The following is a 12,670-nucleotide window of genomic DNA, read 5'->3' as shown; positions in this document are numbered from 1 at the left end:
TCACCACTTACTAGTAAGATTATTGTACGAATAATGTTTACTCAGTGAAACTAATGGGTGTCGTTTGAATTTATCTTTTGTCGCGCGTTTTTTTATTATTTTTGCTCTTTGTAGCCTTGGGGTTATGTCTTCACCCGCCCTAGCTCAGCCAAATACCCGCTTCGATGATATCGCTGAGGTAAAATTTCAGCATTTCACTGCCAATAACAACCTTAACCAAAATTCGGTAACTAGCCTATTCATGGACAGTGCAGGCATGTTGTGGATTGGTACACAAGATGGTTTACACAGTTATAACGGCATTAATTACGAACTGTTTTTGCACGACATAAATTCGCAAGTGAATAGTATTTCAGGCAATTTCATCACTGATATTATTCAAACACCCGACGGAAGTTTGTGGATTGGTACCTATAACAATGGGTTAAATAAACTTGATTTAACCACCGGTGAGTTTACTCATTTCAAACAAGAGCAAGGCCTCAATGATCTGCACGTGTCTGACTTGGCAGTGATTGGCGATACCTTGTGGATTGGTACTCAGTCAGGTTTGTATATTTTGTCACTCAAAAGCGGCAAGCTGTCACCGGTTAATCTAAACAATAGTATCACCCCTCAAATTACAGATATTGCCAATATAGACAACAAATTCATTTTAGTCGGCACCAAGGATAATGGCACATTCGCCATTGATTCGAGCACCATCATACGCCTTGATATCCCTTCGGGTATGACAGTCCATAAAATTGTTGCCAGTTCTGTGTATTCAGTATGGCTAGCCATTGATAACCAAATCTGGCGTTACAACCTCGACACCCATAAAAAAGAACTCATTTGGGTTAAAGAGAATAACTTTGGCGAATTAGATTTTATTCGAGATTTTGTCATTAACAATGCCAATCAAGTCTGGGCAATCAGTAATAATGATGGCTTATTCCAGCTCGATTACGATGGCAAAAAGTGGCACAGCCAAGTACATAAACACAATCCCAAATCATTATCGTCAATCAGTGAAAATAATATCCAAACTTTACTGCTAGACCACCGTGGCAGCTTATGGCTTGGCATGGGTTATTCAGGCATTGATAAGCTGGATTTGAGGCAACAATATTTTACTCATATTTACGACTATCACTCAAAAATGCCAAAAGCGGCAAATATGATCAGAGCACTTTTCCGTGACAGTCAATCAAGACTATGGATAGGTACTGAAGGTGCTGGCGTAAAATATTTAGATAATAAAAATCAGTTTATTTATATTAATGATAAGTTTGCCAGTCATCTTGGTATCACTGAATCAGAGCTCAATCTATCAGTACAAGATATCATTGAAGATCGTGAAGGTTATGTTTGGTTTGCAACTAACTATGGCGTAGCAAGAATTGATGAAAACCAGCAGTTAAGCTTTATTCGTCAGGCTGATGAGAAGTTATTAGCAGACAATATAGCCTTAAGCTTTGCTATCGATAAAAAACACCGCTTATGGGTGGCAACTAAATTAGGTCTATATTTTATTTCAGAGCACTCTGAAAAAATGTACGCTTACAATTTTGGTTTTCAAAACAGTTACTCTCCCTTTAGACATCAAATTCTAACGATTCACCACGCACTAGATCACCTTTGGTTAGGCACCTTAGGCGGTTTAGTCAGATTAAAGCCTGAGCAAAAAGAACTCGATTTTGTCCAGCACGAACCAGACAACCCAAATAGTTTAAGTGATAATCGAATCCGCGATTTTCATCTAACAAGCAAAGGTGATTTTTGGGTTGCGACTCACAGCGGTATCGACAAACTAACCACTGATTACGGCATATTTAATTTTGAACGGGTAGATGTTAACGCAGACAGCACCAGTAATACCGTCTACAGCATCTTAGAAGATGAGAACCAGCTCTTATGGCTGAGCACCAACTCTGGCCTCACCCGCTACAATCCAGAAGATGGTAGCTATGTTGCTTACAACCAATATGAAGGTCTACAGTCCAACGAATTTAACGGAGCAGTAAAACATAGAGACAGTAATGGTGACTTATGGTTCGGGGGCATTAATGGTATTAACTACTTCATTCCAAGCACCATTCCGTTTACACGTACTCAAGCTAAACTCGCACTGACGCAATACACGATAGGTGAAAGTCTGTATAAGGTTTTAGACCTAAGCCATGCGCCTAAACTCAACATGCCTTATGAGAAAAAGCTAATTAGTTTTGAAGTTAGCTCTTTAGATTTCAATTACCCAAACCTTAATCGATTTAGCTACACACTTAAAAACTTTGAAAATGTTTGGCACGAACTGTCCTCAAGCGGACAAATAACGTATACCAATTTACCCCCTGGAGACTATGAGTTAGTGGTTCGCCATGCCCTTGGCAGCAATCAATACAGCGACTATAGTCTCAACATCAAACTGTCGGTGATCCCACCGGTCTATATGACCCAAACGGCCTACATTGCCTATGCGTTACTCGCACTGATCTTATTTGCGGTTCTGTTGTACTCTAGGAAGAACAAACGTCAGCAACAGCAAGAGTTTGAGACCAGTATTCGTGCTTCTGAAGAGCGATTAAAGCTAGCACTTTGGGCATCGGGCGATGGTATGTGGGACTGGAATATCAAAGAAGATACTGTTTACCGAACTAACATGGCACTGCCAATGAATGTGAAGAGCGAGAATGAATTGCTCATCAAAAACATTCATATCGAAGACAAGCCATTAGTACAGAAACTTCTCAATCAGCACCTTGAAGGTAAAAGTGAGTTTTTCGAAGTAGAATACCGGATTGAGTCATCGCCTGGAAACTGGATTTGGTTATTAGACCGAGGCCAGGTAGTTGAGCGCGATAATAAAAATGTCCCGATTCGGATGGCTGGTACCCATAAAGATATTACCAGTCGCAAAATGACTGAAAATGAACTTAAGTTATCGTCACAAGTTTTGTTCAGTATGAATGAAGCGGTTGTGGTGGGAGAGCTTGATTACCGCGTCAGATCGGTTAATCCAGCCTTTAGCCGTATTACTGGGTTTAAGCCTAAAGAAGTGGCGGGTAAACACTTCTTATATTTGGCTATGGGAAAACAGTCTCGCGACTTCTACCATGCCGTCGAGCGACAACTATTACGTCACAAGCATTGGGCTGGCGAAATAAAAATTCGCACCAAAGATAGAAAAGGTATTCTCGCTTGGCTGGAAATCAATCAGGTATTAGATAATAAGGGCGAGACCAGCCACTTTGTTGCCGTATTTACTGATATCACAGCCCGTAAAAAAGCCGAAGAAGATTTACGCGTATTAGCCAACTTTGATCCATTAACGGGATTGCCAAACCGCACACTATTCCAAGATAGATTAAACCAAGCTTTGACTAAGGCTCATCGCGCAAATAGCATTGTCGCTCTATTGTTTTTAGATCTCGATAGATTCAAACACATTAATGACTCTATGGGACATCATATTGGAGATTTACTGTTAAAAGCTGTGGCCAGTAGACTGCAAAATGCAGTTCGAGAAGGCGATACTGTTGCCCGTCTCGGCGGTGATGAATTTACGATTGTGCTTGAAGGGGTCTCGAAAACCAAAGCGGCAACCGTCATTGCAGAGAAAGTATTACATGCTTTCCAAACACCGTTCTTATTGGATGACAAAACCCTCACTATTTCACCGTCAATTGGTATTAGTTTGTACCCTAATGACGCAGATGATTCGACGAATTTAACCAAGTATGCCGATACGGCGATGTACCATGCGAAATCACTTGGGCGAAACAACTTTCAGTTCTATACCGAACAGCTCAACAAGTATGCGACGCGTCATGTACAGTTGGAATCCGGCCTAAAACAAGCGATGCAGGAGAATCAACTCTATCTTGTCTATCAACCTAAGTTTGATGTTAAAAGCCAACAAATTGTTGGATTAGAGGCATTATTACGCTGGGAAAGCCCAGAGCTTGGGTTTATATCACCTGCTGAGTTTATCCCTCTTGCTGAAGAAACCGGGATGATCAATCAAATTGGTCACTGGGCCATTAATCAGGCTTGTAGCCAATTGTCCATTTGGCATAGTTATGGCTTTGAAAATATTTCTGTTGCGGTAAACCTGTCTGCAAGGCAGCTAAAAGCCGACATTATTTCAACCATTGAAGTAGCCTTAGCGGTGTCAGGTTTACCTGCAAGGGCGCTTGAATTGGAGTTAACCGAGTCAATGATCATGGGTAACCCACAGGATTCTGTGGCAATCTTGTCGCAATTAAAAGCGTTAGGATTAACCATCGCAGTAGATGATTTCGGCACAGGCTACTCAAGTTTAAGCTACTTAAAACGTTTCCCTATCGACACCCTTAAAATTGACCGTGAGTTTGTACGTGATATTACAGAGGATCCTGATGATGCTGCTATCACCAGTGCAATTATTACGCTTGCTCACAGTTTAGATCTTAGCGTTGTCGCAGAGGGCGTTGAAACCCAAGAGCAACTTTCTTTCTTAAAAGAAGATGGGTGTGATCAAGTGCAAGGCTTCTTACTCAGCAAGCCTCTAAGTCCAGACGATTGCTTAGCACTCTTACAATCTGAGAAGAAAAAACGTGATGTACAAGATAACTCGTCGCTAGATGCAAAACTTAGCAACACATCTAGCAATGATCACCTGCAAGACAATTCCTCAGAGGTTAACAATGAAATATAACAGCATTGTTAACTACAGCTTATGAAAACGACGAGACATTCAATTTAACAAACTGACTTCTGTAATCTGAATCACAATGAAGAGATATCAGCTCTAGCTGACATAAACGGTAAATGACATCTAATAAAAAAGGCTCATAATGAGCCTTTTTCGATTAATGGCTGCCAGTGCCAATATTAAGTATTTGGTGCAACACGCTCGACACGTTTAACCCAGCCAGCCGGAGCAGGCATTAACCCCTTTTGCATCGCGGTATACACTTCATAAATACGCTTCACTTTTGGCCCAACCAGACCATCACCCACAGTGACGATTCTGCCATCCTCAAAGATATACGAGCTAACTGGAGAAACGACAGCAGCCGTACCAAAACCACCCGCTTCGATAATCTCGCCAGACTCAATGCCAGCAATAAACTCATCAAGCATCACTGTCTCTTGGCGGATTTCACAGTCCAATTGCTCACCAAGTTCCATGATAGATTGTGAAGTAATTGACTTCAAAATAGTATCAGTGAATTTAGGGATAATTACTGTGCCATCTTTTAACACGTGAAAGTGATTCATCGCCCCTACTTCTTCAATTTGTGTATTAGTAGAGTCTAAATACAATACCTGTGCAGCACCATATTGCGCAGCGGCCTTTCCAGCTCGAAGTGAAGCAGCATAATTACCTGCAGCTTTAGAAGCACCTGTCCCGCCAGATACCGCACGATGAAATTCGGTACTAATTAATAATCGAATACCCTCGTTAACACCACCAGCAGAATAATAAGAGCCTGACGGGCTTAGCATGACACAGAAAGTGTATTGCTCACTTGGGCTAACCGATAATCTATCTTCGGTAGCAAAAATAAATGGACGAATGTATAAGCAAGCACCATCTTGTGCAGGGAACCATAAACGGTCCACATCAATTAAGGCATTAATGGCATCGAGTTGCATTTGTTCATCGATATTCGGGATACACACAATATCTGCTGAACGATTCATGCGCTGTGCATTCTTATCTAAACGGAATGTATAAATCTCGCCATCTTCGTGCATGAAAGCTTTGGCGCCTTCAAAAATGGATTGGCCATAATGTAAGGTCATCGCTCCAGGCGACATTTCAAAAGGACCGTAAGGTACAATGCGAGGTTCGCACCATTGGCCATCTTTATAATCCATCAAAAACATGTGATCAGTTCTGTGTTTACCAAAACCGACATTTCCATCTGGGGTAAATTGCTCAGTGCGGCGCTGTGACGCGGGTTTTAAGTTATATTTTATATCCATTGCATACCACCTTAAATACTGAGCTTGCAGACTATGGAGCATAGCTACCAAAGTCAAGTTGTTGCTGTAATTCCTATCATAAAATACGTCAATTGAATTGAACATTCATCAAGAAAAATATTCATATGAGCGCACGTTAAAGGAGAAATTAGCACAGTCAATGGCTATTCAAAAATGCATTTTATGAGACTTTGGCAACTATCAGCATCTAAAAGCACATAAAGTGCTAGAAAAGTGATTAATTTTGATGATTTTATGTTCACTTAGCGAATTATGCTGTTCCTTCGCCCTAGGTCGCTGATAGAATCAATGCTTCAACCAGCAACTGTTATAGGACGAGCCATGAGCCTTGAATTACTGTCCCAATTGGAAACGAAAATCCAAGCGACTCTCGAAAGTGTAGAGCTACTAAAAATGGAGCTTGAAGAAGAGAAGCAAAAGAATGAAGCTTTAGAATCAAAAAACCAACAATTACAAGAAGACCTCAATTCTTGGAACGATAAGGTCAATGGCCTTGTTGGTTTATTGAATAGCGAAGTTTAAGCAAGGTTCGATTCGCAACGTTGCGACTCCATCATTGAATTAAGTTCTGAAATAGCCTGCCTCACACGAGGGAGGCTTTTTTTAGGCATAATAAAGCGCCCATTAGCAAATTCTAGCTGTCCCAGATCCTTTACCCAAATCACCCCATTAAGAAAAATGCGTACATGTTTGATGATCAACTTCGGGGAGTAAACCGGAAACATTCTCATAAATCCTCCAATAAGAAAAACTTACCTAACCAATACCAAATTTGGACAATAAACGTACTCAAGAGTTTCCAACATTGTCCAATTTTTCACTTCAAACAAAAAATAATCCCAAATGACAATAAAATGCCACTTGCCAAAATTTTGACACACTGATAACATTCGTATCGTTACTCAGGGTAAAAACCGAGTCAATTGACTCTAATCCGTATCGCTTCGGCGCATACGGTTTTTTTTTTGCCTGCAATTCGTAGTCTACACATACTTCCTTAACGGCAGCTGTCTGAGGGTCTCATCCGATGTAAATGACACTACTCATTTTCATATCATTAGATGGAAACTGATGCCATTAGGTAAATTAAGGCATAAAAAAGGAGCCCAAGGCTCCTTTATGCGTAATTACACTGCTATCAATATATCAAGTAATGCTGCAACAAGTGCTTACTTGCACAATGCTAATTACTTATTTTGTGCCAAGTAATATGCAATTTCTAATAGCTCGTCATAAGACTTAACCGCACCTGTTTCAACACGGTATTTACCGTTAACGACTAATGCAGGTACACCTGAAATTTTTGCATTTTCAGTATCACGTTTCATTTTAGACATTTGCGCATTCACCATAAATGAATTGGCTGCAGCATCAAAATCTTTACCTGCAACACCATTAGCAATAAACACTTTACGAATATCATCACGAGTGGCAAATCTTTGCTTATTTACGTGAATTGCACGGAAAATGGCATCTTCAATTTTCTTCTCAACGTTAAGTTGATGTGCAACAGCAAACGCACGTGACATTTCTATACCCATATCACGACCAATAAACTCAACGTGGTTCTGATTGAAGGAGACACCTTCTGGTAGAGTTTGTTTGATTTTCGGTAATACCGTTGTTGCAAAGTTAAAACAGTGACCACAGAAAAATGAAAAGTACTCTGTGATTTCAGGCTTAGCTGAACCAGGGCCATTATTGATTACAGTGTAATGTTTACCTTCTTCAAACTGCGCAGCTTGTGCTGCCATAGGTGCAAACATAAATGCTGCAACTAACATCAAGACTTTTTTCATTTTTCTTCCTTAAGTGTTGTCATTGAGACAATGATAATATTATTGCGGCTATGATAGCCACCTCAAAGGCACAGCTCAAATGCTTATTGCCTGTATTTGTAACAAATTAACTTGTTTACAGTAAGTAAATTTTTGTTAATTAAAATGGCGTTAAACTTAAACTTGGTTCATTAAGCGCGGCTAGCTGTTCTTTAAATGCTAGTGTCTGCTGCTCCCAATATTTGACGTCACCAAACCATGGAAAGTTCATTGGAAAAGCAGGATCTTGCCAACGTCTCGCTAACCAAGCGTTATAATGCAACATGCGTAATCCACGTAACGGCTCAATTAACGCTAATTGCTTCATATCAAACTCGGCAAATTCTTGATACGCCTCCAGTAGCACATCCAATTGCATCGTTTGCTGCGCCCTATCACCGGTTAGCATCATCCAAATATCTTGTACCGCTGGTCCTTGTTTGGCGTCATCTAAGTCCACAAAGCCTGGGCCTTCTGGCGTCCATAGAATATTGCCAGGGTGTAAATCACCGTGCAAACGGATATTGTCACATTGCACGCTTTGCCAACGCGTAACACAACTTTGATAAACCTGCTCCGCAACGGTAAAAAAAGCTTCAGCAATATAAGCATCGACCATGCCTGATGCTTTGAGTGTTTGTAAAGATTCAGCACCCAGTAACTCTGGCGTTAAAGATTCGCGATGCTTGAAAGGCTGCTTGGCACCGTATTGATGAATACGACCAATAAAACGCCCGACAGACTCCAGTTGTTCAAGATTATCTACCTCGAATGAGCGACCACCAATCGATGGAAATAGCGTGAAGCGATAACCTTGATAATGATGCAAACTTCGGCCATCAATCAACACAGGTACTGCAATTGGCACCTCGGCAGCAGCGAGCTCAGCCGCATGAGAGTGTTCTTCAAGGATTTGCTCATCACTCCAACGTAATGGACGATAAAACTTCACCACATAACGTTGCCCTTGATCGCAGCGAAATTGATAAACCCGATTTTCATAACTATTTAGCGCTAATAGCCCTGTTTCAGGAAAGATACCTATGCTCTCAATTGCATCAAGGATAAGATCCGGTGTTAACGCTTGAAAATGGAACGCTGCAGATGGTGCCGATGACATATTCAGTTCCTTATGCATCTAATTGCTTTTTCAATAAACTATTTCGCAATAAACCAGCCAAATAACTCACCACTTCAAAATCGTCTGGAGTATCAGCTTTTATCCAGCAAATTCCACCATAAAATTCATAATCCAATGATAAACCTGTTCCTTCAAACATCAGTCGCCATTGATGACGATCGGCTCCCCATTGTTTTTCAACAACTCGACAATCTAACAATTGGGCTAAAGACTCACCAAAATCGTCAAATTGATCAAAATCGACATCGACTTCAATCAATAAACTGGCAATATTTTCATCTAATTTTACTGACACGATACTCAAGATAATTACTCGTTATTAGGTTACTTTCGGAGCGATACAGCTAACTGCTGCAAGATAAAATCAACCCTTGTCCCCATTCTGGTGGTCGCTGAGCAAGATGTTCAAGATCACTATGCTCATCAAATGGCGATGCTAATACTTGCTGCAATTGCTGCAGTTTACGGGTATCTGCATCTTGTTCAATATCTATAATGGCTTCTTGTGCAAGATAATTGCGTAAGATGAATTTAGGATTAGCTTGATTACGTGTTAGCTGCCAAGCTTCAATATCAGCAACATGACCCACTCTTTGTTGATAAAGACTGAACCATTCATCATAGGCTTTAGTATCTTTCATATCATCACGCAGCAAAGAGGATTTGCTCGTCATATCTAGCTGACCGAATTTTCGCATTGATAAGGTGTAATCAAGCTGATTGGCTTCTAACAGTTGAGTAAATTGACCTATCAACTGCAAGTCAGACTCATTGTTATCTTCAGCGCTTAAACCAAGCTTGTTGCGCATCAACTTTAAATAATGGCTGACTAACTCATGTTGATAGGTATTTAATGCATCTATAAGGTCGTCAGATCCAATCACTGGCGTTAATGCTTGTGCTAATCGTTGTAAATTCCACAAACCAATGCCTGGCTGTTGATCAAATGCATATCGACCATGATGATCAGAATGATTGCAAACAAAGCCTTCTTGAAAGGTATCTAAAAACGAGAAAGGCCCAAAGTCAAAGCTGTCGCCAAGGATCGACATGTTATCGGTATTCAGTACACCATGAGCAAAACCAACCGCTTGCCAATGAGCAATTAACTTAGCAGTGCGAGCAACCACTTCAGTAAACCACTGCTTATAGCCTGCTGTATCTTGCGATAAGTGAGGGAAATGCTGAGCTAGAGTAAAGTTCACCAATTGGGTAAGTTTAGCTTTATCACCTGACTCACTATGACAAACGAACTCAAAGTGACCAAAACGAATATGACTCTTTGCCAACCTCACGGTGATTGCTGCAGTTTCTTGGGTTTCACGCCAAACAGGTAAGTCAGAACCTATCACAGCAAGGGCTCGAGTGGTTGGCACATGCAAACTCGCCAAGGCTTCTGAAATCAAAAACTCTCGAACGGCAGAGCGCATCACCGCGCGGCCATCACCTTGTCTCGAATAAGGCGTGGGGCCGCCCCCTTTTAATGCCACATCCCAATTAGTATCAGGTCCAATTGCCTCTCCTAGTATAATGGCTCTGCCATCACCTAATCTCGGCGTATAACCACCAAACTGATGACCACTGTACACTTGTGCATAATAACGGGCACCTGGGGCGGCAATATTACCGGAAAGCTGCATCAGCAACTCTGCATTAGGTTGCGCTAGCCCAATGAGTTTCGCTGCACTGTCGCTCCACCCCAACCAATGAGGTTGTGATAAAGGGGTGGGATACACTTGTGAATAGAATCCTTCTAACTGCTCAAAAAAGTCCTGTTTAAAATGCATTCGCTTTACCTGGCGCTATGGTTTGGCATTGTATAGCGCCGGTTTGTTCATTGTTTTCACATAACTCACCACAAACAAAAGCATCTTTAGGTGCCACGTTACTGGCAGCTAGCTTTAACATGCCATTGCCTTTCGCCTGACACTGTTCAAGCGCGCCGTAATAGCCAGTGATGAAATCATGTTGTACAAGATTCTCAGGCAACTCAGCTTGATCTGCAGCGTAAAACAAAGTCCATTGTGGCTGTTGAATACAGCCAACAAGCGAAAAGCCAATAAAGGATAAGCAGACAAAACGAGTGATAGAAGATAACTTTTTCATGGGCATCTCAATAAGGAATAAACAAAAAACGCGAACTCAGTTCGCGTTTTATATCATGGCTAATATCATAGCGCATTAGTCAACTATTGTCTGTTTAGCTTATTGCTCAACGAATGCACCAATATCATTAGTATTTCACATTAACTTTCCGCTTTGGACTGGGCTTTTTGAATGCGAGTCACTCTTCCCTCAAACCCCGTAACTGTACCATCTGTCAATTGATGCGCGACAGCCTGTTGGCATACCAGTAAAGCTTGATCAAATTGACCGTTATCATTCAACAGGGTTGCTAATTGCATATGCACCACTGACTTGGTATCTGCATTGTCACCGACCATATTTAACTCGCTGTATTGCGGTAAAAATTGTTGGTACATAGACGCGCCATATTGACAATACTCCGTTTGTTTACGCATTTTATAACACTGACCAATCACTTTTGTTAGTACTTGCAATCGTTCCTTCTCGGTCGTTGCATGTTGGTAACTGACCACCGTATCAATAAAGGCATCACTTGCCCAAGCAGTCGATACATGAGGTAGTGCGACTGGCTCTGGCTCTGGCTCTGGCTCTGGCTCTGGCTCTGGCTCTGGCTCTGGCTCTGGCTCTGGCTCTGGCTCTGGCTCTGCAGTAACGTTAGCTGACTCAGCTGTCACTGCAACATCAGAAGACGTTTCTGGCTCAGGTTGTACTTGCTGGTCTTGCTGAGACTCATTATTAAATTCATCTTGACGCTGGCTCTCTTGATCAGCGACACGCTGGGTACGTCTAAATAAATAAATACCGACAATAACCAACACTAAAATTAGAATAAATTTCATTTTTATTATCCAGTTGGAGCAACACGTGCTCATTATATTTTATGCGTTACTTGCAAGCGCCTGTGTCATTAAACTATGAATACCTAATAAAAATATTTGAATGCTTCAATGACGTTTTTTTAATCAGCACTAAAGCTGTTTTAGCGATTTGAGCACCACAAATCAAGTATTTGCTGATAAATAACGGTTAAAAATTATCAATGTGCCCTCCTATAAGTCTCAACTTGTGATAAAAAGCCAATTAGTGACACTTTTGTGCTTAAGGTCTCAGTTATCTCGACCTTTGTTGAGGCATGTCTAATAGAGGCATAAAATAACAATAACCAACCTGTTTGCTGGGTTTTATTGTAGGGGATTGAAATGGCTGAAGATGATGTATTATCAAACAACTTGCTATATGAATACCGAACCATATCTGCCATGGTTGAAATCTACTGTAAAGCGCATCATCCCAATAAACCCAAACGAGGTGTCTGCCAAGAGTGCGAAACATTTTTAGAATATGCGCACACAAGGTTAGACCGTTGCCCATATGGACAAGACAAACCAACGTGCAACAAGTGTCCAGTGCATTGCTACAAACCTGAAATGAAGCAGCATGCACGTGACATTATGATCTATGCAGGTCCACGCATGTTATTACCGCACCCAATTATGGCAATTAAACATTTACTCGCCGAACGAAAACCCGCTCCAGGGAAACCACCAGCAGGCGTATCAAATCGTCATATTCGAAAATCTAAAGCGGTATAGTGCCGATTTTCGTCATTTCATCTCGATGTATTGCGACGATTGCTTTAATATCATCT

The 12,670-nt window shown here is 41.2% G+C and carries 11 protein-coding genes; 3 read left to right on the top strand and 8 right to left on the bottom strand.

Features of this window, described 5'->3' with window-relative positions:
* Positions 1-124 precede the first annotated feature (124 nt).
* Complete coding sequence (locus ACHUGF_RS15045) at positions 125-4,678, top strand: EAL domain-containing protein (RefSeq protein ID WP_394132428.1); 4,554 nt, start codon at positions 125-127, stop codon at positions 4,676-4,678.
* 176 nt (positions 4,679-4,854) lie between these two features.
* Here the strand turns inward: ACHUGF_RS15045 and ACHUGF_RS15040 are convergent, their stop codons facing one another.
* Positions 4,855-5,955, bottom strand: a complete 1,101-nt coding sequence (locus ACHUGF_RS15040; protein ID WP_394132427.1) for a branched-chain amino acid aminotransferase — start codon at positions 5,953-5,955, stop codon at positions 4,855-4,857.
* A gap of 342 nt (positions 5,956-6,297) precedes the next feature.
* Between ACHUGF_RS15040 and ACHUGF_RS15035 the strand changes: the two genes are divergently transcribed.
* Positions 6,298-6,498, top strand: a complete 201-nt coding sequence (locus ACHUGF_RS15035; RefSeq protein ID WP_394132425.1) for a cell division protein ZapB — start codon at positions 6,298-6,300, stop codon at positions 6,496-6,498.
* On the opposite strand, the gene ACHUGF_RS15030 is transcribed toward ACHUGF_RS15035, so the two are convergent.
* The 7 genes from ACHUGF_RS15030 to ACHUGF_RS15000 all read right to left on the bottom strand — a co-directional run bounded on the left by ACHUGF_RS15030 (position 6,495) and on the right by ACHUGF_RS15000 (position 11,861).
* Positions 6,495-6,707, bottom strand: coding sequence for a DUF1107 domain-containing protein (locus tag ACHUGF_RS15030; protein ID WP_394132424.1), 213 nt, complete (start codon positions 6,705-6,707; stop codon positions 6,495-6,497). The two genes, ACHUGF_RS15035 and ACHUGF_RS15030, sit on opposite strands and share 4 nt — an antisense overlap.
* Before the next feature lie 456 nt (positions 6,708-7,163).
* Complete coding sequence (locus tag ACHUGF_RS15025) at positions 7,164-7,775, bottom strand: thiol:disulfide interchange protein DsbA/DsbL (protein WP_394132422.1); 612 nt, start codon at positions 7,773-7,775, stop codon at positions 7,164-7,166.
* A 139-nt stretch (positions 7,776-7,914) separates the two neighbouring features.
* The gene (locus ACHUGF_RS15020) at positions 7,915-8,913 is read right to left on the bottom strand and encodes a serine/threonine protein kinase (RefSeq protein WP_394132420.1); all 999 of its coding nucleotides are present in this window, start codon (positions 8,911-8,913) and stop codon (positions 7,915-7,917) included.
* A gap of 10 nt (positions 8,914-8,923) precedes the next feature.
* Complete coding sequence (locus ACHUGF_RS15015) at positions 8,924-9,238, bottom strand: DUF3630 family protein (protein ID WP_394132419.1); 315 nt, start codon at positions 9,236-9,238, stop codon at positions 8,924-8,926.
* Between the two features lie 40 nt (positions 9,239-9,278).
* Complete coding sequence (locus tag ACHUGF_RS15010) at positions 9,279-10,721, bottom strand: protein adenylyltransferase SelO (RefSeq protein WP_394132418.1); 1,443 nt, start codon at positions 10,719-10,721, stop codon at positions 9,279-9,281.
* Positions 10,711-11,040: a hypothetical protein gene (locus tag ACHUGF_RS15005; protein ID WP_394132416.1), complete on the bottom strand. Its 330-nt coding sequence runs from the start codon at positions 11,038-11,040 to the stop codon at positions 10,711-10,713. Before ACHUGF_RS15005 ends, ACHUGF_RS15010 begins: the two co-directional genes overlap by 11 nt.
* 140 nt (positions 11,041-11,180) lie before the next feature.
* Complete coding sequence (locus ACHUGF_RS15000) at positions 11,181-11,861, bottom strand: hypothetical protein (protein ID WP_394132415.1); 681 nt, start codon at positions 11,859-11,861, stop codon at positions 11,181-11,183.
* 360 nt (positions 11,862-12,221) lie between these two features.
* Here ACHUGF_RS15000 and ACHUGF_RS14995 point away from each other — a divergent pair, with 360 nt between their 5' ends.
* Positions 12,222-12,614, top strand: a complete 393-nt coding sequence (locus tag ACHUGF_RS14995) for a nitrous oxide-stimulated promoter family protein (RefSeq protein WP_394132413.1) — start codon at positions 12,222-12,224, stop codon at positions 12,612-12,614.
* Positions 12,615-12,670 lie beyond the last annotated feature (56 nt).

Origin of the sequence: Shewanella maritima (assembly GCF_043643735.1) — a bacterium.
Taxonomy (GTDB): Bacteria; Pseudomonadota; Gammaproteobacteria; order Enterobacterales; family Shewanellaceae; genus Shewanella; species Shewanella maritima_A.
The sequence above is the reverse complement of the archived record's forward strand: the minus strand, read 5'-3'. Positions and strand labels throughout refer to the sequence as shown.

What these genes read in the sequence shown, in the direction of transcription:
- ACHUGF_RS15045 (WP_394132428.1), top strand. Translation starts at nt 125, where the DNA reads ATGTCTTCACCCGCCCTAGCTCAGCCAAATACCCGCTTCGATGATATC.
- ACHUGF_RS15040 (WP_394132427.1), bottom strand. Translation starts at nt 5,955, where the DNA reads ATGGATATAAAATATAACTTAAAACCCGCGTCACAGCGCCGCACTGAG.
- ACHUGF_RS15035 (WP_394132425.1), top strand. Translation starts at nt 6,298, where the DNA reads ATGAGCCTTGAATTACTGTCCCAATTGGAAACGAAAATCCAAGCGACT.
- ACHUGF_RS15030 (WP_394132424.1), bottom strand. Translation starts at nt 6,707, where the DNA reads ATGAGAATGTTTCCGGTTTACTCCCCGAAGTTGATCATCAAACATGTA.
- ACHUGF_RS15025 (WP_394132422.1), bottom strand. Translation starts at nt 7,775, where the DNA reads ATGAAAAAAGTCTTGATGTTAGTTGCAGCATTTATGTTTGCACCTATG.
- ACHUGF_RS15020 (WP_394132420.1), bottom strand. Translation starts at nt 8,913, where the DNA reads ATGTCATCGGCACCATCTGCAGCGTTCCATTTTCAAGCGTTAACACCG.
- ACHUGF_RS15010 (WP_394132418.1), bottom strand. Translation starts at nt 10,721, where the DNA reads ATGCATTTTAAACAGGACTTTTTTGAGCAGTTAGAAGGATTCTATTCA.
- ACHUGF_RS15005 (WP_394132416.1), bottom strand. Translation starts at nt 11,040, where the DNA reads ATGAAAAAGTTATCTTCTATCACTCGTTTTGTCTGCTTATCCTTTATT.
- ACHUGF_RS15000 (WP_394132415.1), bottom strand. Translation starts at nt 11,861, where the DNA reads ATGAAATTTATTCTAATTTTAGTGTTGGTTATTGTCGGTATTTATTTA.
- ACHUGF_RS14995 (WP_394132413.1), top strand. Translation starts at nt 12,222, where the DNA reads ATGGCTGAAGATGATGTATTATCAAACAACTTGCTATATGAATACCGA.